General features: G+C 65.1%; 1 protein-coding gene. It reads right to left on the bottom strand.

Annotated elements, in window-relative coordinates; genetic code table 11:
• Positions 1-1031, bottom strand: a 1031-nt coding sequence (locus C8K36_RS24490) for a Rieske 2Fe-2S domain-containing protein (RefSeq protein ID WP_107987598.1), incomplete at both ends; no start/stop codon positions are given.

Below are 1031 nucleotides of genomic sequence, written 5' to 3'. Positions count from 1 at the left end.
CGCCGCCAGGCCGCGACCGGCTTGGTGGTGTCCATCTCGAACTCGAACCGGTTGGTCATGTCCGGGGTGATGTCGGCGACGTCGACGTAGAACTGCTCGTACCAGCGGCGCAGCTGGTAGACCGGGCCGTCTTCCTCGCACAGCAGCGGATTCTCGATGCGCGTCTTGTTCTTCCAGATCGCGACGTCCTGCTCGAAACCGATCGTGATGAACTTTGCCATGCCGCACGCCAGGGCCCGGGCCTTCTCACCGCTGATCGCCTCGCTCTGCTTGATCTTGATGCCGTACATGAGCACGAACTTGTCCGGCGCGATCGGGTAGTGGCAGTTGATCAGGATCGAGTCGATGTCGAAATCCGGGTAGTGGTACGTCAACTCGTCGATCATGAAGGACGGGCCGTAGTACGCGGCGACCGAGGTGTTGCCCGTCGACGCCACCTGACCGTCCTTGGTGGGGCGAGCCATGTCCTCGCGTCCGACGCCCTCGTGGTACTGGGTGGCGGTGTGGCCCTCGAAGATGTTCTTGAACTTGATCGGGAAGCCGTAGTGCACGTAGAAGAAGTGCGCCATGTCGACGACGTTGTCGATGATCTCGCGACAGTTGGTGTCGATGGTGATCTGCTTCCACACCCAGTCGGTCCACTCCTCACCGGGCGCGCTCATCGCCGGGATGGAGACCTCGGCCGGCGGCGGGTTGCCCTCGGGGTCGTGCCAGACGAACAGCAGGCCGTCGTTCTCCATCGTGGTCCACGCGCGGGTCTTCGCGAGCGGCGGCACGCGGCGGGCGTAGGGGATGTCGGTGCAGCGGCCCTTGCCGTTCCAGCGCCAGTCGTGGAACGGGCATGCGACCGAGTCGCCCTTGATCTCACCCTGGCTCAGATCGCCACCCATGTGTCGGCAGTAGGCGTCGAGCACCTGCAGCTCGCCCTGGCTGTCGGCGAAGACCACCAGCTTGGTGCCGAAGGCGTGGATCGAGTGCGGCTTGCCGTCGCGCAGGTCGCGCGTCAGCCCGACGCAGTGCCAGCCGCGCGC

The sequence above is a fragment of the Rhodococcus sp. OK519 genome, assembly GCF_003051005.1.
In the GTDB taxonomy this organism is placed as follows: Bacteria; Actinomycetota; Actinomycetes; order Mycobacteriales; family Mycobacteriaceae; genus Prescottella.
The sequence above is the reverse complement of the archived record's forward strand: the minus strand, read 5'-3'. Positions and strand labels throughout refer to the sequence as shown.